The following is a 21022-nucleotide window of genomic DNA, read 5'->3' on the forward strand; positions in this document are numbered from 1 at the left end:
AGACTGTACTTATTTTAATTTTTTCTACCTGGTCCAAATATTTTTCCGATTAAATTCATCTCTTCAAGGTCAGGGGTGAATTGCAGCATTAAAAACTCTTCTAAGGGATGACCGAAGCTAGCCTTTGATGTATTAAGATCCATCGTAGGATTATCTTGCATAAACTTAATTAAATGTTTAAATGTTGTGTAAGATAATACATCGGAAATAAACGTGATTGCTGAGTTTTCAACGCGAATATCAACTTCGAACTTCCCATTTTTGGGTCTCGGATCATGTGATAAATTGGTTATTTCTGATTCGACATATTCGGTTTTGGTTATGTATGTTCTATTCCTTGCCCCATTTAAAAAATTAACTATCCGGGAAAAATCTTTTTTCATTGTTTTTAATACGCCGGAATCTATGTTATCACTTACAATTTGTAATTTCACATCGGTGTTGAACTTTTCAATTATACGGGTACAGAGTGATAGAGCTGTAATTAAGATGTTTTGTAGTAACTGAGAGTGCATGGACTCTTTTTGTTGTTCCGGGTTGAGTCCAACAAAAGATGCATATGATGAGGTATATATTACAGAATAAAAAAACTTTAGATTAAATTTTTTAAATAACTCTTTGATTAAATCAATTACTTTGGCTTGCTGAGTTTTATCTAACTCCGACATGTGAAGTTTTTTTATGGGATCGAGGTTGAGTTTGCTTAATCCACTCTCTATCTTTTCTTGTAGGATTGGGACATTCCAGTCATTAATAAGGAATCCTGCCATTATTCCTATTTCGTGGAAGGGTCTTGAGTTTGAATAACCTTTGTCACCAGATTCATCTATGAAAAAATATATTTTTGTTTTATTCATACAATCTCCTTAAATCAATATCTTGTCGGTTTAATTACGCGCTGTTGATATTTTTTAAAAATCCCATTAACCTTTAGGATCTATTCCACTTTTGCGAATTTTTTCTCTGCACTCTTTTTTACCCATGAGCTAAAATCGCCTTCACCAGCCAAAATGTCTATTTGATTAAGTAATTCATCTTCGAGGCGGATGATCTTTCTTGTGCTATTTGAACGATCAGTTTTGTTTTTGGCATTCTTCTCTTACATTGGTTCATGCCACTGTGTTAGCGTTAATTTGGATAGTATGAACCACTTTATATGCGAATACCATAAAAAGCAACGCCCTGAAGTGGTGGAACACTGCCGAGGCGTCTAACCAAATCGTTAACAGGAGTAACGACTATGGCTGGAACACAGCATACCCAAACTCGGCCCAAATTTACATGACTATTCCCTGGTACGCCGCGAGGTCACTCCTGTCTCCAGGTAGTTCTGCGCACCGTTGCAGACACTGAAGACACTGGCCCGTGCAAAGTTCTGCGGCTGGGACTTAACCTTTCTAAAATCCGAACCGAAAGCCTGCTCTCAGTGGTGTGGGTGGATTATGAGAACCACACCCTGCGGAGCAGTTCAAATAATTCATATGCAACTCGCAATATTAGAGTTGCATATATTCAATATTTAACTAATTGCCTCGTAAGGTTCTTGATATGATTTCATCTATATTTGGGCTGTAGAGTGATATTGTATAGTAACCATCAATCCCAGCTAAATAATTGTCATAAATATCTTTTGTTACACGCTCGGAATCTGCGAAGTAGACGTAATTTCCCTTGAGTTCTGTATCGGAGTAACTTATTTCAGAATAATGATGAAGTTCAATGTTTATTAGATTGATACCTTTATCGTTAAAATTTTTTATGATTTGTTTTTTTAGGTTGCTGAATAATAAGATGTTGTTCTCACCTATGCCCCCTGACATGCGATCTTTTCCGCCGGACTTCGTTGATTGAACAGAGAAGTAATCAACGTAGATTTTTTTCATATGATTTGTTGCTAAGGGTATATGCAACATTCATGATTGAATGGAGTTTATAGTCATAATTGTTTATGGAATAACTTTCGTTGAATATATCAAATTTTTCTGATTGTGTGGGTGTGTAATCTTTTCCGAAAAGTTGGTTAATGCTTAAAATAAAAAGTGGTGAGTATTGGAGTTTTGATATTCTATTTTGCTCAAGGCTAAAGGTTACACTAAGTATAAAAGTTGCGAGCGCTAATATGAATTGTATTGTAGGCGAAATAAATGAAGTAATTTTAAATCCAGACTTTGTCATTTTTAAATCCGCTGCGTTAATGAAAATGGGGGGCGCTTGTGTATAGCAGGTGTTCAGCAGTTCCCGTTTAAAGGGGTAATTGTAAACTAAAAGATTAGTAAGTTCAGAGGGTTATTTTCATAGCATTGCATAATGATCCACTATACTTATGCCCCGAACCAGTGACATGAGGGTGGTATGTCTGGCGAGAACTTATCCAGAATGGGCGCAGCAAAAGTCCGCCTGATTGCGGATCGCCATGGCAATCAGGTAATAGAAAAATGCCCTGTTAACGATGTTGAATATGGCTTTTATACGCGTGCGGCGGAACCACTCAGCGGCGTTGTTGAATCCCCGCGACTGCTGCACGCCGACCCACGCCGACGCAGCCTGACGCTCGAATACGTTCCTCATAAGATCTCCCAGGATGAGGTTGCAGGGAACGAGATATTGAGGCAACTTTCACGCCTTCACAATTATCCTGCCGACGCCGAATGGATGTATCACACCCACACCTGGTCTGCGTCAGCGCTTGAAAAATCTCTGTCTCTTCTGGAATTGCCCGCCCGCGCTGAGCGGCAGATGCGACGTTTTCAACAAGCGGGCAGCGTTTTGTTTCTTCAGGAATGTTTAATTTCAGGCGATACAAATGCGGGTAACTGGGGCAGAAGAGAAAACGGCGATACGATACTTTTCGACTGGGAAAGATTCGGCACCGGCAGCCCGGCTATCGACCTTGCTCCGCTGGTTAAGGGGATGGGCTCAAAACAAAGCATTTTACAACTTGCCGAGCGCTACTGTGTTTTTGCCACGCATCTGGACGCAGACAGGTTAGCCCGAGAAATCGCTCTCGCCAAGGCATGGATTGTTACTGAAGTTGTGTTACTCCTGCACGAAAGGAAAAAGAGCGACTTAAATCTTTACCTGACCTGGTACAGAGAACATCTCCCCGGCTGGCTGGATGAGTCCCTCTCTCTGCTTTGAGCACGTTGTAACAGAACATGCGAACCCCATGCAGCGTTTTGTTTCATAAATGCCATCGCTCATCGACCTTTCAGGATGGTATAACGTCTTGCGGCAATCGGATTGCCGTAGACTGCCCACATTCACAAAGGCTTATATGAAACAAATTACCTTCAGTGACCTGCAGCAGCAAAGCGAGCAGGCCGCAAATTCTCCTCGCTTACGGGCGCACCGTAATTTACATCCTGAGCTGAGCGACCCGGTGCAGCGCCTGGCTATCGCCATGGAGCCCGGCACTTATGTTCGCCCCCATCGCCACCCGCATACGTTTGAGCTGCTGACGGCGCTGAGCGGTCGCTTTTTGGTATTGAACTTCGATGACAGCGGGAACGTGACCCGGCGCGTGGTGTTAGGCGAAGAGTGCAAAGTGCTGGAGATGGATGCCGGCACCTGGCATGCCGTGCTGTCGCTGGATAAAGGCGGCGTTATTTTTGAGGTTAAGCACGGCGGCTACCAGCCTGTTCCTGAGCAGGATACCGCCCCCTGGTCACCAGCGGAGAACGCGCCCGGTACCGCGGCGCTGATGAAATGGTACGCTCAGGCGCAGGTGGGTGACGGGGGTTTTACCCTGTAATTGTGCTCTCATATCCCCGGCGCGCTGAAAGGCGCGCAGGGAAAGAGGGAGACGATTCCACCAACTCAACTGACCGTATTAAAATGCCAGTCTCCGGCAGTCGACAGCGTCACGAACGGACCGGCCAGCGTGCTGTTGTGATGCGCAATGATGTCATTGGCGGATAAATGTGCATTATCCATTGTGGTATGCGCATCTGAAATCAATATCGTCCTGAAACCCAGCTCCGGCGCGGCCCGGCAGGTGGTGTCGACACAAAATTCTGTTTTCATCCCGGCAATGACCAGCTGTTTGATGCCTCTCTGATTAAGTTTGTGCTGCAAATCGGTATCCCGAAAACAGCTGGGATAGCGCTTGGTGAAAATAACATCCTGCTCCTTCACGTCCAGCTCGGGTATCAGCTGTGTTAACGGCCCCTTCTCTGAGAAGGGCGAGTCGTCTGGTCCGATATGACGGGCAAAAAAGACGGGTACCTGCGCGTGCCGCGCGTTGGCTATTAATAAACGGATATTTGCCAGAACGGCATCGGCGGAACTGGGGGAAACCGGGCCCCGGAAGAGACCCTGCTGCATGTCGATAACTAAGAGAGCATTGTCAGATGAAACCATTTTCTTTCTCCATTCAGAGGGTGGTGAACGGAGAGAGATTTCCCCGTCCTGGCCGGCGGGGATTGAGGTTCTGTTTGTCAGACGTTCGCTACAGATACGCTCGCACCGCCGAAGGTTCCGGTGGTGGTGAGGGTGGTTGTTGGCTGAACTGACTGATACATAACATGGCCTTTGTTAATACATTCCGCTGTATACGGAATTATCGCGTTAGTTATAACGTTGCTTAACTCATTCCTTCAATACACCAACTTGAGTAGGGGCCTGATGCAGCGGCAGGAAGGAGTCTGCAAACATGTCAGGCTCATAGCCTGCAGCGGTATAAAGATGCTGACGTGATTCATCAATCGCTGCACGGAGACGTGCTCTGTCCACGCCCAGCACGTTGCCGCCTTGCTTAACGATGCGTCCGCCAATCATCACGGTGTCAATATTGCTGCGCTCTGCTGCATGCACGACCGTGCCAAAGGCATTTCCGGAGGGGTAAAGGTTCAGATCCCCCGCGTTAATCAGGATCAGATCGGCCTTCTTGCCCGGCGTCAGGCTGCCGACTTTCTCCTGCAGACCGGCGCACGCCGCGCCATCGAGAGTGGCGGCCTTCAGAAGCTGGGCTGCCTGAAGCGTTTTCGGGGAATGTGCGCTGCGACAGCCGTGTTGTTGATGCATACCCATAACGCGCTGCAGGTAAAACGCTACGCGCATCTCCATAAACATGTCACCGCTGTAGGACGTTTCATTATCCACGCTTAGGCCAGGGTGAATGCCGTGGCGCATCGCTGACTGAATGGCAAACATCCCGTCCTCAATGCCGTAGTGTGCGTCGGAGCGAGGGCAGACGTTTACCCTCACGCCAGCATCTCTCAGGATCGCCCAGCCTTCGTCAGGCAGCGCCGTGCAGTGATTAAAGATATTATCCGCGCCCAGCAGTCCCTCCTGCTGCAATACCGCAAGCCGTGAGGCCATCTCACCGCCGAAAAATTCAGTGACGATCGGCAGCCCGAGCCTGCGCGCCTCAGCCCACATCTCCGGCTCCAGCTGCGCCATCACCGCTAGCGACACAAGTCCGTCCGGTTTGTCCCGGAAATACTTTTCCTGCAGGCGTTGCCAGTTTCCTGGCCAGTGTGCGGTATCCCATTCCCCGGAAACCGGTGCGCCTGAAGCGTGAATGGCGCGGATCCCCGCATCCAGAAGCGCCTCGACGGCGGCATCCGAATGGGCTGCGCTGCGGCTGTTGTGGGAATTATCAATGACGGTGGTGATCCCGGCGTCAATACAGCCCAGCGCGGAGAGGAGGTTGCCAACGTACATATCGGCAGGGCGGTAGTATTTCGCAAATGAGAAATGCGTGGCGTTGCAGTAGTCTTCCAGCGATTCCGCGTTGGGGTTGATGCGACGCAATTGCCCCTCCCAGGCGTGGCGATGGGTGTCCACCATCCCCGGCATAGCAATCATGTTTGTAGCATCAATAACCCTCGCTCCCTTTGCCTCCAGGTTTTCGCCGACAGCCACAATGGTGGGTCCGGCGATCAGGATCTCGCCGCGTTCAATATTGCCCACGCTCTCATCCATGCTGAGGATCGTAGCGCCACGGATGAGCGTCGCCGGGGAAGTGGTGTTTTGATTATTCACAATATTTCTTGCGTAGCCGGTCATTTTCAGTCTCTTTCTGTCATTAGTACCGAAACGCTACGCCACTTAATTAACGCGAAAAAGATGCGTAATGTGTTTTCATTATTCATAATTAGCGAATAATTAAATTTATAAAGGCTTTGGGACAAATGGATCGTATCCAGGCAATGCAAATCTTTGTGCGGGTGGCGGAGTCCGGCAGCTTCGTTCGCGCGGCTGAAACACTCTTCCTGCCTTCATCAACGGTCACCAGCACGATTAAAAATCTGGAAAAATACCTGCAGGTGCGCCTGCTGAACAGGACGACACGGCGGGTGAGCGTGACGCCGGAAGGTTTACAGTACCTGACGCACTGTCGGGAAATTCTCTCATTAATCGAGCAGGCGGAGTCCAGCCTGAGCGATTCCGGCAGTCGGCCACAGGGACGCCTGCGGGTAGATATGCCTGCCGGGATTGCTCATCACATCGTGATGCCACATCTGGACGAGTTCTGCCGTCTTTATCCGGATATCTACCTGACGATCGGCGTCAGCGATCGCCAGGTTGACCTGGTGCAAGAGGGCGTCGACTGTGTAATTCGAACAGGGGAACTGAATAACTCCACGCTGGTAGCCCGTCCTCTGGGCCGTTTTCGCTGGGTCACCTGCGCCTCGCCGGACTATCTCCGGGAATACGGTATTCCCCAGTCGCCCGATGCGCTGAGCGGGCACCGGGCGGTTCACTATTTTTCCGGGCAGAGACGACGCGCGAACGAATTGCGCTTCGTTCAGGGCACTGAAATGCGGTCTGTTCCAGTGAGCGGTGCTGCCGCCGTCAATGATACGGAGCTTTATATCCAGATGTGTCTTAAGGGTTTTGGGCTGGTGCAGGTTGCCGGGAATATTGTCGCAGAGCATCTGCGCGAGGGAAGGCTGGTGGAGGTGCTGGCGGACTGGCAGCCGCCGTCGGTGCCCGTCACGCTGCTTTATCCCCACCAGCGTTATCTTTCTCCTGTCGTGCGCGCTTTTGCTGACTGGATAGCCGGGATTATTTAATACTCCCAAGCCCCTCCAGAAAATCCTCAACCTGCTCAGGCGTAGCCGTGTCTGCCTGGTAAAGGATATCGAGCTTAACGTTCTTCAGCCCGCAGAAGCCAAATACACCTTCGATAATCTGCGTCTGAATCGCCGTCGAATAGCCATGTTTGTCGAATCCGGCGAGATCGCTGCCGCCGGTGGCAATCAGGCGGACGGGAACGTCCCGTAAGTTGCCCACAATCCGGCCGTCTTCGGCCACCTTATACGCCCAGTCCAGGGTTAAAACGCGATCGAACCAGCCTTTCAACAGCGCGGGGACCGACCACCAGTACACCGGGAAGACAAACACCAGCATATCCGCCCGCTCGACGCGCTGCTGCTCGCGCAAAATATCGTCGGGAAGCGCGCTCGGATCGCCGTGATAGAAATCGAGATCGGCACGGGTCATCGCCGGATTAAACCCTTCAGCATGCAGATCGGCGATCTCAACCTGTGTACCTTGCTCGCGTAATTTCCCGGCAATGCGGGTAGCCAGCGTATGGGATAAGGACGTGTCGACAGGGTGAGCCGTCACGATCAGCGCGTTATTGATGGCGTGTGTTGCAGACATAGCGACCTCGCAATGGGTGAGAACTGATGTCTATATTACTATTGGTAACTTAGCTGTCAATCCGTCCCAGGCGATCATTTTGTGCTATTCACGTAGGTCTCCAGCACCCCGATCATCGCGCCGCTGAGCGTATCTTCCGCCACGTTCCGGGCGAGCACGCCGTTACCCGCGGCCGTGCTGAGCGCGTCTGCCGCACCGATAATGGCCGTCAGAGCTGCTTCTCCCTGAACGCCTTTCAGTACGACGAACGGGGAAAGCGCGGTACGCAGGCAGTCGGCACATTCGGCCACGCATGCCTCCCGAAACGTCTGCAACGCGCGGGAGCCGGATAGCGCCGCTGCGATTGGCCCGGTTTCAGGCCCGGCGGAAATGGCGCAGTCGATATAAGCGGCGCTGAAAAAGCGGATCGTCTTTTCCAGCGTTTTGCTGTCGACCGCCAGCGTCTCACGGAATTTCGCCAACTGCCGATCGCTATAGTCCTGGTACAGCGCCATCAGCAGCCCTTCACGATCGCCGAAGTGGTCGTAGGGGATAGGCTTGGTCACGTTGGCTCGCTCCGCCAGGTAGCCAAGGGTCAGCGCCTCCGTGCCTTGCTGACGAACGATTCCGCGCGCAACCTCCAGTAGCTGCACGCGGCGGTCCTCTTTTCTCAAGCGCTTAACAACCATGTTTTCCTCTGAACTGTTATCTACTCATGGTAGTTTACACGTTTTCTGCGGGGTGCTGCACCCGTTGTTCCGCAGGGCGGATCCGGAACCAGATCGCATACATCGCGGGCAGGAAGACGAGCGTGACAATCGTCCCGCCCAGCGTTCCGCCGATTAGCGTGTAAGCCAACGTGCCCCAGAACACCGAATGCGTCAGGGGGATGAACGCCAGCACGGCGGCCAGTGCCGTCAGCAAGACGGGCCTGGCTCGCTGGACCGTTGCCTCGACCACCGCCCGGAACGGATCGAGACCCTCGTTCTGGTTATGATTGATTTGGCCAATCAGGATCAGCGTATTGCGCATAAGAATCCCGGAAAGGGCGATCAGGCCGACCAGCGCGTTGATGCCAAACGGCTGATTGAAAATCAGCAGGGTCGGCACCACGCCAATCAGCCCCAGCGGGGCGGTTAAGAACACCATCACCATCGCCGAGATTGAGCGCACCTGCAAAATGATGATCAGCAGCGTCAGGGCAATCATGATCGGGAACAATGGAATCATTGCCTGGGTGGCTTTTCCCGATTCCTCAATCGAACCCGCCATGTCAATACGGTACCCGGCCGGCAGCGTCTCAACAATCGGCTGGAGCTGCTTCATGATGGCGACCGACACATCCGGTGGCTGAAGGCCGTCGGCGATATCACCGCGCACGGTGATTGTGGGGGTACGATCGCGACGGCGCAGAATCGGATCTTCCATACCGATCTCAATCTTGCCGATTTGAGACAGCGGAAGGCGCTGTCCCGCATTGCCGACCAGGGTGAAGCCCTCAATTTTCGCCGGATCGAGACGGATATCACCCGCCGCGCGTCCAATGACCTCTACCGATCGAATATCTTCCCGTACGGAGGTTATCGGCACGCCTGATAGCAGGAACTGAAGCTGCTCGGCAACGGCGCTGGAGGTTAAGCCGGTCGCCTGCAGGCGGCTTTGATCGAGAGTGAAATGCAATACCGGAACGCGCGACCCCCAGTCGGTGTTGACGGTCCGCATCATCGGGCTTGCCTGAAGCACGGCTTTCACCTTATCAGCAATGTCGCGCACCTTGCCCACGTCCGGACCTGACACACGCCAGGCGACCGGGAAGGGCGAGTACGGGCCAAACACCAGCTGCGTCACCCGCACGCGCGCTTCGGGCGCAAGGCCGTTGGCGACAGCCTCTCTCAGCCGGAGCTTGAGCGCCTCGCGTGACGTCTCGCTGTCCGTCAGGATCACAATTTTCGCAAAAGACGGGTCGGGCAGTTCAGGCGCCATCGCCAGATAAAAGCGGGGCGAACCCTGACCAATATAGGCAGTGACAATGTTGGCTTCAGGCTGCTGGCCCAGCCACGCTTCGATTTTTGACGCTGCGGCGCTGGTTTGTTCAATCGAGGTGCCGTAGGGCATCTGCACCTCAACCAGCACTTCCGGGCGATCGGAGGTCGGGAAAAACTGTTTTTTTACCAGACTCATGCCGAGCACGGCCAGGATGAAAATGGCGACCACCGACCCAGCCACTCGCCATTTTCTGGCGATAACACGGGCAAGCAGCTGGCGAAAACGGTTATAGCGAGGCGTGTTATAGATGGCGGCATGGCCTCCTTCTACTTTAGGGATCGTTGGCAGGATCTTCACCCCCAGATAGGGCGTGAACACCACGGCGACGAACCACGAAGCAATAAGAGCAAGACCAACTACCCAGAACATGTTGCTGGTGTATTCTCCGGCGGTCGACTGGGCAAAACCATTCGGCATAAAGCCAATGGCCGTCACCAGGGTACCGGCCAGCATCGGCGCGGCGGTGTGGCTCCAGGCGTAGGCCGAGGCTTTGATTCTGTCGTAACCTTCCTCCATTTTCACCACCATCATTTCAATGGCGATAATGGCATCATCAACCAGCAGGCCGAGGGCGAGGATCAGGGAGCCCAACGTGACGCGGTCAAAGTTTATCCCCGCCGCCTCCATCACCACGAAGACCACCGCCAGCGTCAGCGGCACCGCCGCCGCAACCACCACCCCCACACGCCAGCCCATGCTGACAAAACACACCACCATGACAACCAGCAGGGCGACGAAGAATTTAATCATGAACTCGTCAACCGACGAGCGAATATTCACGGACTGGTCGGTGACCTTGGTCAGGGTCATGCCAAGCGGCAGACTCTCATTAATTTTCGCCGTTTCCGCATCCAGCGCTTTACCCAGCGTCAGGCCGTTCCAGCCCTCGCGCATCACGATGCCGAGCAGCAGGGCGGGCTCATGCTGGTTACGTATCAGCATCGTCGGGGGATCTTCGTAGCCGCGTTCAACCGTGGCGATGTCGGACAGCCTGAGCGTTTTGCCCCGGGCCACAACGGGCGTATCGCGGATCTTCTGCAGTTCGTCGAACGCGCCGTCGAGGCGGATAAAGATTTGTGCGCCTCGGGTCTCGATGGAGCCCGCCGCGGTCAATGCGTTCTGGCCGTTAAGCGCGTTAAAAATGTCCTCAGGGGCGAGGCCCATCGTCGCCAGACGGTCATGAGAGAAGGCGATATAAATCCGCTCGGCCTGTTCGCCAATAATGTTCACTTTCTTGACGCCGGGAACGTGCAGAAGCTGCTGGCGCAGGCCTTCGGCATCACGTACCAGCTGCCGCTGCGGTTCGCCTTTTGCTTTCAGGGCAAAAAGGGCAAAGGTGACATCCGAGAATTCGTCGTTGATCATCGGGCCGATGACGCCCGTCGGAAGACGCTGCGATTCATCTCCAAGCTTCTTCCGCGCCTGATAGAACTCCTCCTGCACCTCGGCAGGCGGGGTTTTGTCCTGCAACGACAAGGTGATAAACGCCATGCCGGGACGGGTATAAGTTTCCGTCCGGTCATACCATTTAAGTTCCTGCAGCCGCTTTTCCAGCGGCTCGGCGACCTGATCCTGGATCTCCTGCGCGGTCGCCCCCGGCCAGACGGTTATCACCGTCATTTGCTTCACCGTGAAGGGCGGGTCTTCCGCGCGCCCGAGCCCAAAGAAGGCGTAAATTCCGGCGATGGTAACGAGAACGATCAGAAACAGCGTGACGGAACGCTCACGCACGGCCAGCGCTGACAGGTTGAAGCGGCTTCCGCTCATGGCGCGTTCTCCGCAAGCGTGGCATTGCGTTGCGCGACAAGCCTGACAATTTCACCTTCATGCAAAAGGTGTGCGCCTAACGCCACAATCTTCTCGCCGGGCTTCACGCCGCCCGCGATCTGCACCGCATCTTCACCCACGCTCAGCACCCTGACGGGCGTCCAGGCGACCTTTGCAGGCGGAGCAGAAATGCGCCAGACGCCGGGGCCGTTGCCCGCATCGTAGAGCGAGGCCAGCGGGACCTGCATGACCTGACCTTCCGCTTTATTGTGCTGAATGTTAATCGTGACGGTCGCCCCCAGCGGCGCGTTCGCCAGCGGCCCGTCCAGCACGTAACGTGCTTCGTAGGTGCGGGTTGTGGCATCGGCCGAGTCAGACAGCAGGCGCAGCGTTGCGGTGACCGGGTGTTCTTCATTGCCATACAGCGTGGCCTGCGCTTCGCTGCCGACGGCAGGGCGCAGCGTTTCCGGAAGCTGCACGAGCGCTTCACGCTGTCCCGCTCTGGCGAGCCTGATCGCCACCTGTCCGGCACTGACGACCTGACCCGGCTCGGCGAGCGTCTCCATGACCACGCCGTCAGAATCCGCCAGCAGGACGGCATAGCCCGTGCCGCGCTGAGTTCTGCTCTGGCGGTATCCGCCGCCGCTTTGATTTGGTCATACTCGGAGGCGGACACCGCGCCGGTGGCCACCAGACCACGATAGCGCGCCTCATCGCTGGAGGCTTTTCGCGCGCGCGCCTGGGCTGCGTCCACCGCGCGCTGCTGCGCCTGGGCCTGTAATTTCAGGTCAATTGGATCCAGGCGCAGCAAGGGCTGGCCCTGTTTGACGGTCTGACCCGTATCAACCAGGCGTTCAAGGATTTTCCCCTGAACCCTGAAGCCTAAATCGCTCTGCGTTCTGGCAACCACCACGCCCGTGAAGGCACGGGCGGTATTGTTCGCAAGCTCGACGGATACGGATCGGACAAGCGGTGGCTTTGTGCGCGGATCGTCATTCGCGGAAATATCGCCGCATGCCGCGAGGGCAAACGGCAGGAGACAAACGGCAACGCGGGCTGAAGTGAGCCTGAGCATGGGAAACCCTTATTGAGGTAACAGGACAGTTTCCGCATTCTGTGATTAGTGACCAATAAAGTCAATGGTCACTAATCAGGGGGCCAGGCTTCTTAAGATCAGTGAGGAGAGAAGTACCGCTGCCGTTGGGGCGGTTTCAAGGTTGTACTGCAGCTGAACGGGGTTAATGTAAGGGCACATCACCATGTAGACGGCACAGGTCACCTCATCCAGCGGCGTCTTCCTTTCAAACTCGCCGGACTGTCTGCCTTCGATAATGATGCTCTCAATCAGCTTCATCAGGCTTTCACAATACTTTTCAGTTGAAGGCCACTGCTCCTGCGCGGCGACGGCGGCGATGTCGTAAAGCTTACGATCGTGGAAAAACATCTCGCTCCCCGCTTCGGTGAGCGCCTTGAAAAGACGGCGTAATTTTTCGCTTGCTGACGGTGCATCCTCGATGGCGGAAAGCACCGCCGCCATAATCAGCTCCAGGCGGTTAGCGCAGATCACTTCGCCGATAGCCTGCTTGGAATCGAAGAACTTATAAATGTAGGATTTTGAAAAACCGATAGATTTCGCCAGCTCGGCGACGGTGGTTTTTTCATAGCCGTAGTGACCGAAGTGCTCAAAAGCGGCTTCGACGATTTGTTCTCTGACAGCGTGGTCAAGGGGACCACGTGCTGATGGGGGATTCATATTTTTAGTCATTATTTAAGCTTAGCGTGACAGGCTACGATTAACAACGAGTGACCATTTTGTACTTTGGTTACCGTCATTCATCATGCGCCGTTCAGACGGGACGATCAACCAGATGGGGTGAGTGTATCACTGTTTTTCGCGCACTATGGCATCTATCTGTCTGGCGATAAGCGAGGATTTCAGCGCAACTCCCTTGCACTGAACAAAGCCGTTTTTGCTTAAGCCGAGCGTGGACGCAATATTTTTTCGACGATGAGTACCAGACGCCTGCGCGTCACGAAGCGGTGTAGCTGCCCCAGAAGCCAGTTACCGCATCCGGTAATCAGGTAGCTACGGTTACTCTCCACGGCCTTCAGCGCCAGGGTGACCACTTTATCAGCGGGCATTCTTTTACCTACCGAGGCTTCCTCAGCATTCACCACATCAAAAAAGGCCGTATCCGTTGCGCCGGGGCAAAGCGCCAGCACGCGGATGCCCTTTGAGCGATACTCTCCCCACAGCGCATTCGAAAACGAGAGCAGGAAGGCTTTGGTTGCGCCATAAATCGCCATATAGGGATCCGGTTGCATCGCGGCCGTTGAGGCAACATTAATAATTATCCCGGAGCCTTGCTGCAGCATTCCCGGCAGCAAGGCGTGAGTCAACTCCACGGGGGCCAGGCAGTTCACGTTTATCTCATCACGCTGCCGGTCAATTGACAGCTTTTCGAATGGCCCATAGGTGGCAAACCCGGCGCAATTGATCAGAATGTCGGGGAAACATCTTAAGATTTCAAGCCGTTCAACAATGTGGGGAATGGCTTGCGGTTTCACTAAATCCTGCACAATGATCGTTAGGGATACGCCATGCTCTCTGACCAACTCTGCGGCCAGCACCTGCAGCTTTGGCTCGGAGCGGGCGACCAGGATCAAAGCCGTGCCACGTGCGGCGAGCTGTCTGGCGAAATCACGGCCTATGCCCGAAGACGCTCCGGTAATCAGCGCTGTTTTTCCTGTATAATCAAAAGAATTCATATCTTTAATCCCGTCTCCCTAATGTATGCTGCACAGGATAAACCGTGCACTTAGGTACACGGTCAAGCGTGTTTTTTTTCGAGGTGAGGGCGAGGCGATGCGAATTGGTGAACTGTGTGCGAAAACGGGATTGTCGAAAGAGACGGTGCGTTACTATGAGCGGCTGGGGCTATTAGAGAATATCCCGCAGCCCAATCGCAGCAATAACTACAAAGTTTATTCCGCCGTCGATTTACAGCGTTTAAACATGATCAAGCATGCCAAAATGCTGGGTTTTACCTTATCCGAAATTTCAGAGGTTTTAGCTGTCTGGGTTGACGACAAATTTACCGCTGAGCAAAAACGCGATTGTTTACAGCGCAAGTTGCAGCAGCTTGAAGAGAAAGAAGCGGCGTTAATTGAGCTCAGAGCCAGGATAAAAAACGCCATTAACAAAGTCGGCCAGCCTTGTATCGATACGTTTTAATCGACAAATGGGAAGAGGCCGCAAAACCGATGCGGCCTTATATTTCTGACAGCCAGTTCAGGCATCTGCTCCTTCACGAAATTCAATACTTTCTTCGCGTCCACAGATGCATACGGATATTTATGAAATCGATGATGGAAAGATTATGGCTAACTGGCTCATCGAGAACAATACGGCCCGGTTGATGCGAAAATCCTATAAGCCAAGATCGCTCAGCGAGGGGTGATCGTCCGGGCGTCTGCCCAGCGGCCAGTGGAACAGGCGCTCGGATTCTTTTATCGGCATATCGTTAACGCAGGCATAACGCCGCTTCATCAGTCCGTCCGGCTCAAACTCCCAGTTTTCATTGCCGTAAGAGCGGAACCAGTTGCCGGAATCATCATGCCATTCATAGGCATAGCGCACCGCGATCCGGTTATCCGTAAATGCCCAGAGCTCTTTAATCAGACGATAGTCCAGCTCTTTTTTCCATTTCCGCTCCAGAAACGCCCGGGCTTCTTCACGGTTGGTGGCGAACTCTGCGCGGTTGCGCCACTGGGTATCCAGCGTATAGGCCAGCGCGACTTTCGCCGGATCGCGGCTGTTCCAGCCATCTTCTGCCAGCCTGACTTTTTCGATGGCGCTTTCACGAGTGAAGGGCGGTAAAGGAGGACGTGTGTTCATTGCGGTAACCTCAGCGTTAGATGAAGTAGACAGGTCTGTCTACCTGATGTAATCTATGCTTGTGAAATAACGCTGTCAATATCCGTTTTGAGGCCGCCGAAAAAATGAAAACACAATCCGCAAGCAACGATACAAAAATTAGCGTCAGGGATAAGATATTATTGACGGCGCACGATCTGTTTTATTCCACGGGCTTCAGGGCGACGGGGGTGGATACGCTGATTAAAGCGTCAAAAGTGACCAAGGTGACTTTTTATCGCCATTTCCCGAGTAAGAGCTTGCTTATTCTCGCCTATTTGCGCTATCGGCATGAAATATGGATGAACTGGTTTGAGGCCTCTCTGCGCCGTAACCTCGCCGAAGGTCAGGTACTTTCTGACGCGATATCTGCAACGCTTTGCGAATGGTTTAATTCGTCCGAATTCCACGGCTGCGCGTTTATTAACGCCAGCGCAGAGGCAAAGTCCGAAGAGATTGAAAATGAAATAAAAGAGATATGCCGCGACCATAAAGCAGAAACAAAGAAAAAAATCGAAACGCTCGCCGGTATAACGGATGAAAAGACCAGTAATGACATTATGATGCTTATTGACGGGGCTATTATTCATGCTCAAATGGGAATGGATACCGAAGCGGTAATAAACGTGTTAAAAACGGGCTTAGAAAAACTGACGGGTCAGTGATATTTCCCCGTGCTTAATCGGCCCTTATCCCGGGCCGATTAAGCCCCCGCGTCATACCGTCGGGATGGTGCCGCCATCAATGACAAATTCAGTACCGGTAATACTCGCAGCATGCGATGAGGCGAGGAAGACGATGAGGTTAGCCACCTCAATTGGTCTGGCGGGGCGTCCGAGCGGTATTCCACCTAACGCCTTCATAATGATCTGCTTGCCACCTTCGTAGTCTGTTCCTGCCTGCTTCGCCAGTCTCTCCGCGAGTGCCACCGCCGCTTCAGTTTCGATCCAGCCGGGTGCAACGCGCACTACCCGAACGCCCTTCGGCGAGACTTCCTTTGACAGGCTCTTGCTGTAGGTTGAGAGGGCTGCTTTTGCCGCCGCATAGCCCGTGGTTGATTCCGGTAACGGCAGGTCGCGCTGAATAGACGTCACGTGAATAATCACCCCATTTCCCTGCGCGAGCATTCCGGGAAGCAGGGCGCGGTCTAAGCGTACCGCAGGTAACAAATTAAGATTGAGTTCCTGCTGCCACGCTTCTTCGTCAAGCGCAGCAAAACCGCCACCGGGGGAGGTTGAACCGCCTGCAACATGGATAATCACGTCGACCCCTCCCATCTGTTCCTGCACCGCAGATGCGACAGCGGCACATCCGGAGACCGTAGTAAGGTCAGCGGCTACGAACGTATCAGCGATATTTACGTCTGGCTCGTGGCGCGCAGTGGTGAATACCGTTGCGCCGAGCTGTTTTAAAAGCCCGACAACTGCTTTTCCCAGCCCTTTCGTGCCAGCGGTAACAAGCACGCGCTTACCGGTGAAATTAATATCTAATGACATGACCAATAACTCCCGTTATTTACAGTACAGGCATATTCAACATAGACTGAGAAATTGACAAGTACGCACGAAAAAGTGAGTTACTAAATTATGAGTAAGTTATATAGTCCGGAATCTGCCGCAAGCGGCGTGGAGCAAGTATTACGGCTGCTGGAAGGGCGCTGGAAATTAATTATTCTTTTTCATCTTTTCGACGGAAAAGTGCAGCGCTACTCTGATTTCGAAAAGCTGATCCCCGGTATTTCTCAGAAGATGCTGGCGCAGCAGCTTCGACAGCTTGAGTCCGACGGTATTGTTTCGCGGATGGTCTACCCTCAGGTACCACCGAAAGTGGAATATCGCCTCACCGATTGGGGGCAGGCACTGTGCCCGGCGCTGGATGCCATGCTGAAATGGGCAGAAAAACGCGAGGCTTACGCGAGCCAGGCAACCGATGGAAGTGCTCTCAACATTCCCAACGGCGAATGACACCTTAAAATTGTTGTCATTCGCCGTTCGTTAACGCGGGTTATTAGCACGGAGAGCGCCCATGACCCCTCGCAGCAGAGCATTCTCAGGATTATGAGGATGCCTCTTTAGAAAGCGTATCATGCTGTGCCAGCGACAGCGCGCTGGCGCTGGCGGGGTCGAACAGCGAGATGCTCTCAATCTGATTGAGTAAAATCACCTTCCGGAACGACATGGCGCTTTGGGGTTCAGAGTCGAGCGTGATGTCATGCTCTGCATACCATCTGCTGTAATTATTCTCGATGCGAAAGTTCATCGTCTTCGCGTCCCTGTACCCGCTTAACATCGGGATCAACACGATATTGGCCGTTTTTTCATATTCCAGCGTCGCGGTGTGGATCATGCCGACGTAAATCCGCCTCGACCGGAGCGTGACCTGCGCCAGTTCGCCTTGCTCCATACACTGGTACAGCAGTTGTTCGATACCGCTCGACTGGGCCAGACGTTTGTAGAGCTTTTTACGGCTTTCACCGTCCAGCCTGGCGCTGCCCGCCCAGTTAGAGCGGTAGAGGCAAAACAGGATGGCAAACGCCAGCATCACGACCACCGGTGCCTGAATGCCCAAAAAACTCCAGTTCATAAAGTCGACTTGCCAGTCGGCATACTGCTGCGACGTAAAGTGAAACGTGTTGTCGGCGGCGGAGAGGGCGAGCAAGAATAGCCAGAGCAGACCGGTGGCAATCACGCCCTGCAGAACGAAAATACAGCCATAAAGCGCAACGAGAAAATAGACGTCCCAGCCGAAGGAACGCTTGATTTTAAAGCGCGTCGACAGATCCCGGCTGGTGTACCAGTACCCGCATACCATCAGCACCATAAATATCGCCGTTCCCATTTCAGGCCCTCTTCAGCGTGTTGACGTGACGCAGAAAATCCTGCCGCACCTCGTTGCTTTTGTAGTTCACCGAGGCGTTCCCGTCCTGGTCGATAATGATGCGATCGCCATCTTCGACGGCTTCAATAATTTCCTGCTGGCTCATCACCTGGAGCAAAGATTCGGGGCTGGAGAAAAGCGAGAGAAAGAAGCGTTTCATGTCAGGCATCCTTATGAATTAAAAAGAATAAGCCTGGAAGATGACCGACGAATTTGCCTTAAGGATATCCTGAAAGTGAAAGCCGGGTGGCGGCTACGCCTTACCCTGAATACAAAAGCTACTTTTTTTATCGCCAATAAGTTATTGATATGTATATGTAATAAAAAAAAGATAATCACAAACTTGGACAAATAACGTTAATTGTGTAAGTTTTAATTATGCGATTACGCCACGTTGTTTACAGCCAGGATGTGACCCATGAGCACTTTGCCCTCTGTCGTGAGTCGGTTTGTTGAGTACTACGCCGCACTGGATAGCCAGCCGCCTTCCGCGCTGGTGGGGCTTTACCATTCGAATGCCACGCTTATCGATCCATTCGGCGAGCACGACGGGATTTTCGCGCTTCAGCGCTATTTCACCCATCTGCTGGCCAATGTCGAGAAGTGCCGTTTTACCATCGACACGCCGCTGTGCAGCGGTAACCGGTTTGTTGTCACCTGGATAATGCACTGGTCGCACCCGCGGATCGCCGGGGGCGAGCCGCTTGAACTGCCTGGGTGTTCAGTGGTGGAGACGGAAAACGATCTCATCATGCATCAGCGGGACTACTACGATGCGGGAGAGATGATCTACGAACACCTCCCTCTGCTGGGCTGGGCGGTACGCGGCGTGAAGCGGAGGGTCAAATCATGAAGACGGTGCTGATTACCGGCGCAAGCTCGGGCATCGGCGCGGGGCTGGCGAAGTCCTTTGCCGCGGACGGCTTCCACGTGATTGCCTGCGGGCGCGATCCGGCACGGCTTGAAGCGCTGCATCAGACCTGCCCCAATCTCAACGTTCGCCTGTTCGATATGACAGACAGGGACGCCTGTCGCCAGGCGCTTAGCGGCGTTTACGCCGATCTGGTTATTCTCTGCGCCGGAACCTGCGAATACCTCGACGGTGGCGTGGTGGATGCGGCGCTGGTGGAGCGGGTCATATCCACCAATTTCCTCGGTCCGGTGAACTGCCTGGCCGCGCTGCAGCCGCAGCTGGCCGCCGGCAACCGCGTGGTGCTGGTGAGCTCGATGGCCCACTGGCTTCCCTTCCCGCGGGCAGAGGCCTACGGCGCGTCCAAAGCGGCGCTGAGCTGGTTTGCCGAGAGCCTGCGGCTGGACTGGGAGCCAAAGGGGATTGACGTGACGGTCGTCTCTCCGGGCTTTGTCGATACCCCGCTGACGCGCAAAAACGATTTTGCCATGCCGGGCAGGGTGAGCGTCGACGAGGCGGTCAAGGCGATCCGTACCGGGCTGGCGAAAGGCAAAATACATATCGCGTTTCCCGCCGGGTTCGGCTTCATTTTGCGGTTGCTCTCCGGGCTGCCCGCGTTTTTGCAGCGCGCGCTGCTGCGCAGGATGGTGCGCTCATGAACATTGCGATTATCGGCAGCGGCATCGCCGGGCTGGCCTGCGCCTGGCGTCTGGCCGGGCACCATCAGGTAACCCTGTTTGAAGCGGGCGCCACGCCCGGCGGCCATACCGCGACGGTTGACGTCTCAACGCCACAGGGCACATACGCGATCGACACCGGATTTATCGTTTACAACGATCGCACCTATCCACGCTTTATGGGCCTGCTCAGCGAGCTCGGCATCAGCGGCCAAAAAACGCAGATGAGCTTTTCGGTGCACAACCCCGAGACGGGGCTGGAGTACAACGGCCACACCCTGACGTCGCTGTTTGCCCAACGCCGAAACCTCGTGAATCCGGCGTTCTGGCGGCTGCTTGGGGAGATCGTCCGCTTCAATCGTCTGGCAAAACAGGCGCTGGACGGAGAAGTGGACCCGAACGCCACGCTGCAGACGTTTCTGGATCAGCACGGCTTCACGCCGTTTTTCGCGCGCCACTACATTCTGCCGATGGGGGCCGCCATCTGGTCATCGTCGCTGCAGGAGATGAAGCGTTTCCCGCTGCCGCTCTTTTTGCGCTTCTTCCACCACCACGGCCTGCTGGATATCACCCAACGCCCGCAGTGGTACGTGGTGCCGGGCGGCTCGCGGGAGTATATCCGCGCCATGCTCGACAAGCTGGGCGACCGTCTGAATCTGCATCTTAATTCACCGGTGCAGCGCGTCAGCCGCCACGAGCATGGAGTCACACTTCAGCTCGAAAACGGCAGCCATACCTTCGATCGGGTGATTTTTGCCTGCCACTCCGCCAGCGCGCTGGCAATGCTTGAGGACCCGACGCCCGCCGAGCGCGAGGTGCTGGGCGATATCGGCTGGCAGCGCAACGAGGTGGTATTGCACAGCGATCCGCGCTGGCTGCCGGTGCGGCAGCGGGCGTGGGCCAGCTGGAACTACCGCCTGAGCGTGCAGGAGCAGGCCAGCGCCTGCGTGACCTACAACATGAACATTCTGCAGGGGCTGCCTGCGGGCAGTCCGCTGTTCTGCGTCACCCTGAACCCGGACGTGCCGGTGGATGAACGCTTCGTCCTGCAACGCTTTGTCTATGAGCATCCGCTGTTTAACCCGAAAAGCTGGCGGGCGCAGGCGCGTCGCGGCGAGATCAACGGTCATAACCGAAGCTGGTTCTGCGGAGCTTACTGGTACAACGGTTTTCATGAAGACGGTGTGCGCAGCGCGCTGGACGTGGTCAATCAAATAGCCGCCGGGGAGGGGAACTGAG

Annotated in this window: 22 protein-coding genes and 1 pseudogene; 9 read left to right on the forward strand and 14 right to left on the reverse strand. The window is 53.9% G+C overall.

Annotation, left to right across the window (positions count from 1 at the left end; all coding sequences use genetic code 11):
* Positions 1-14: 14 nt before the first annotated feature.
* Entirely contained in the window at positions 15-857 is an 843-nt protein-coding gene (locus AB8818_RS01815; protein ID WP_316387206.1) for a DUF3800 domain-containing protein, read from the reverse strand.
* Between the two features lie 666 nt (positions 858-1523).
* Positions 1524-1883: a hypothetical protein gene (locus tag AB8818_RS01820; RefSeq protein WP_192982488.1), complete on the reverse strand. Its 360-nt coding sequence runs from the start codon at positions 1881-1883 to the stop codon at positions 1524-1526.
* A 469-nt stretch (positions 1884-2352) separates the two neighbouring features.
* Here AB8818_RS01820 and AB8818_RS01825 point away from each other — a divergent pair, with 469 nt between their 5' ends.
* Both AB8818_RS01825 and AB8818_RS01830 read left to right on the forward strand, forming a co-directional pair.
* Positions 2353-3138 (forward strand): phosphotransferase family protein, encoded by a 786-nt coding sequence (locus AB8818_RS01825; protein WP_192982485.1) that lies wholly within the window; start codon positions 2353-2355, stop codon positions 3136-3138.
* 136 nt (positions 3139-3274) lie between these two features.
* Positions 3275-3751, forward strand: coding sequence for a WbuC family cupin fold metalloprotein (locus tag AB8818_RS01830; protein WP_166711014.1), 477 nt, complete (start codon positions 3275-3277; stop codon positions 3749-3751).
* A gap of 65 nt (positions 3752-3816) precedes the next feature.
* Here the strand turns inward: AB8818_RS01830 and AB8818_RS01835 are convergent, their stop codons facing one another.
* Both AB8818_RS01835 and AB8818_RS01840 read right to left on the reverse strand, forming a co-directional pair.
* A complete protein-coding gene (locus AB8818_RS01835; protein WP_192982483.1) occupies positions 3817-4359 on the reverse strand; it encodes a cysteine hydrolase family protein in 543 nt (180 codons plus the stop codon).
* Positions 4360-4587: 228 nt separating this feature from the next.
* A complete protein-coding gene (locus tag AB8818_RS01840) occupies positions 4588-6009 on the reverse strand; it encodes an amidohydrolase family protein (protein WP_163329221.1) in 1422 nt (473 codons plus the stop codon).
* A 125-nt stretch (positions 6010-6134) separates the two neighbouring features.
* On the opposite strand from AB8818_RS01840, the gene AB8818_RS01845 reads away from it, so the two are divergent.
* Positions 6135-7019, forward strand: a complete 885-nt coding sequence (locus tag AB8818_RS01845) for a LysR family transcriptional regulator (protein ID WP_192982480.1) — start codon at positions 6135-6137, stop codon at positions 7017-7019.
* Here the strand turns inward: AB8818_RS01845 and AB8818_RS01850 are convergent.
* From AB8818_RS01850 to AB8818_RS01875, 6 genes and pseudogenes are all read right to left on the reverse strand, one after another.
* Positions 7012-7611: an NAD(P)H-dependent oxidoreductase gene (locus AB8818_RS01850; RefSeq protein ID WP_192982478.1), complete on the reverse strand. Its 600-nt coding sequence runs from the start codon at positions 7609-7611 to the stop codon at positions 7012-7014. The two genes, AB8818_RS01845 and AB8818_RS01850, sit on opposite strands and share 8 nt — an antisense overlap.
* A gap of 74 nt (positions 7612-7685) precedes the next feature.
* The gene (locus AB8818_RS01855; RefSeq protein WP_116340113.1) at positions 7686-8279 is read right to left on the reverse strand and encodes a TetR/AcrR family transcriptional regulator; all 594 of its coding nucleotides are present in this window, start codon (positions 8277-8279) and stop codon (positions 7686-7688) included.
* A 34-nt stretch (positions 8280-8313) separates the two neighbouring features.
* On the reverse strand, positions 8314-11403 hold the full coding sequence (locus tag AB8818_RS01860) for an efflux RND transporter permease subunit (RefSeq protein WP_316387205.1): 3090 nt from the start codon (positions 11401-11403) through the stop codon (positions 8314-8316).
* Positions 11400-12478, reverse strand: a pseudogene (locus AB8818_RS01865) (efflux RND transporter periplasmic adaptor subunit). The gene AB8818_RS01860 and the pseudogene AB8818_RS01865 overlap by 4 nt, the downstream one beginning before the upstream one ends.
* Positions 12479-12553: 75 nt before the next feature.
* The gene (locus AB8818_RS01870) at positions 12554-13168 is read right to left on the reverse strand and encodes a TetR/AcrR family transcriptional regulator (protein ID WP_163329231.1); all 615 of its coding nucleotides are present in this window, start codon (positions 13166-13168) and stop codon (positions 12554-12556) included.
* Between the two features lie 209 nt (positions 13169-13377).
* Positions 13378-14172, reverse strand: a complete 795-nt coding sequence (locus AB8818_RS01875) for an SDR family oxidoreductase (RefSeq protein WP_163329233.1) — start codon at positions 14170-14172, stop codon at positions 13378-13380.
* 97 nt (positions 14173-14269) lie between these two features.
* Here AB8818_RS01875 and AB8818_RS01880 point away from each other — a divergent pair, with 97 nt between their 5' ends.
* The gene (locus AB8818_RS01880; RefSeq protein ID WP_192982472.1) at positions 14270-14638 is read left to right on the forward strand and encodes a MerR family transcriptional regulator; all 369 of its coding nucleotides are present in this window, start codon (positions 14270-14272) and stop codon (positions 14636-14638) included.
* Positions 14639-14833: 195 nt separating this feature from the next.
* On the opposite strand, the gene AB8818_RS01885 is transcribed toward AB8818_RS01880, so the two are convergent.
* The gene (locus AB8818_RS01885) at positions 14834-15301 is read right to left on the reverse strand and encodes a nuclear transport factor 2 family protein (protein WP_192982469.1); all 468 of its coding nucleotides are present in this window, start codon (positions 15299-15301) and stop codon (positions 14834-14836) included.
* Between the two features lie 104 nt (positions 15302-15405).
* Here AB8818_RS01885 and AB8818_RS01890 point away from each other — a divergent pair, with 104 nt between their 5' ends.
* Positions 15406-15984, forward strand: a complete 579-nt coding sequence (locus tag AB8818_RS01890) for a TetR/AcrR family transcriptional regulator (protein ID WP_192982466.1) — start codon at positions 15406-15408, stop codon at positions 15982-15984.
* Positions 15985-16035: 51 nt separating this feature from the next.
* Here AB8818_RS01890 and AB8818_RS01895 read toward each other — a convergent pair whose 3' ends face one another.
* Entirely contained in the window at positions 16036-16815 is a 780-nt protein-coding gene (locus tag AB8818_RS01895) for an SDR family oxidoreductase (protein WP_116340099.1), read from the reverse strand.
* A 90-nt stretch (positions 16816-16905) separates the two neighbouring features.
* Between AB8818_RS01895 and AB8818_RS01900 the strand changes: the two genes are divergently transcribed.
* Complete coding sequence (locus AB8818_RS01900) at positions 16906-17283, forward strand: helix-turn-helix domain-containing protein (RefSeq protein ID WP_166711028.1); 378 nt, start codon at positions 16906-16908, stop codon at positions 17281-17283.
* Between the two features lie 91 nt (positions 17284-17374).
* On the opposite strand, the gene AB8818_RS01905 is transcribed toward AB8818_RS01900, so the two are convergent.
* Positions 17375-18157, reverse strand: coding sequence for a hypothetical protein (locus AB8818_RS01905; RefSeq protein WP_116340096.1), 783 nt, complete (start codon positions 18155-18157; stop codon positions 17375-17377).
* 1 nt (position 18158) lies between these two features.
* On the reverse strand, positions 18159-18356 hold the full coding sequence (locus AB8818_RS01910) for a hypothetical protein (protein ID WP_024908361.1): 198 nt from the start codon (positions 18354-18356) through the stop codon (positions 18159-18161).
* A gap of 258 nt (positions 18357-18614) precedes the next feature.
* Between AB8818_RS01910 and AB8818_RS01915 the strand changes: the two genes are divergently transcribed.
* From AB8818_RS01915 to AB8818_RS01925, 3 genes are read left to right on the forward strand one after another with little or no spacing between them, the layout of a single operon-like run.
* Complete coding sequence (locus AB8818_RS01915; RefSeq protein ID WP_192982463.1) at positions 18615-19049, forward strand: nuclear transport factor 2 family protein; 435 nt, start codon at positions 18615-18617, stop codon at positions 19047-19049.
* A complete protein-coding gene (locus AB8818_RS01920) occupies positions 19046-19765 on the forward strand; it encodes an SDR family NAD(P)-dependent oxidoreductase (RefSeq protein WP_192982460.1) in 720 nt (239 codons plus the stop codon). The genes AB8818_RS01915 and AB8818_RS01920 overlap by 4 nt, the downstream gene beginning before the upstream one ends.
* Positions 19762-21021 carry an NAD(P)/FAD-dependent oxidoreductase gene (locus AB8818_RS01925; protein ID WP_192982458.1) on the forward strand — a complete coding sequence of 420 codons (1260 nt, stop codon included), beginning with the start codon at positions 19762-19764 and terminating at the stop codon, positions 21019-21021. The genes AB8818_RS01920 and AB8818_RS01925 overlap by 4 nt, the downstream gene beginning before the upstream one ends.
* Position 21022: the final 1 nt, after the last annotated feature.

Source organism: Enterobacter sp. KB-280D8, from assembly GCF_041399405.1.
GTDB lineage: Bacteria > Pseudomonadota > Gammaproteobacteria > Enterobacterales > Enterobacteriaceae > Enterobacter > Enterobacter cloacae_N.